Source organism: Mycobacterium sp. KBS0706, from assembly GCF_005938675.2.
Lineage (GTDB): Bacteria > Pseudomonadota > Alphaproteobacteria > DSM-16000 > Inquilinaceae > Inquilinus.
Window position 1 is genome coordinate 1 of the sequence record NZ_VCCH02000408.1, and the last position, 304, is coordinate 304.

General features: G+C 65.1%; 1 pseudogene. It reads left to right on the forward strand.

The features are described 5' to 3' along the window. Positions 1 to 161: 161 nt before the first annotated feature. Positions 162 to 304: pseudogene (locus tag FFK22_RS45030) on the forward strand (transposase); the annotation flags it as partial.

Here is a 304-nt window from a genome sequence, read left to right on the forward strand (position 1 = left end):
AACTTGTGCTTGGCGCGCAACCACCGGCGCAACCGCACCGCAGTGGTACGCGTGATCCGTTGGCCACCTGTTGTCGCCGGGGCTGAGGCTTCAGAATTAGGTGTCCACCTATTTTTGGTGGACACCTAATTGAGGAGTGGGCGGTGTCGACGGGATTGGCGCGGCGGCGTTGGAGCCGGGACGAGAAGCGGTTGATCCTGGAGGAAGCGCGTGCCGCTGGGGCGTCGGTATCGGAGGTGGCGCGGCGGCACGGTGTGAACGCCAACCTGCTGTTCAAATGGCTGCGGATGGCGGCCCGGCGGGA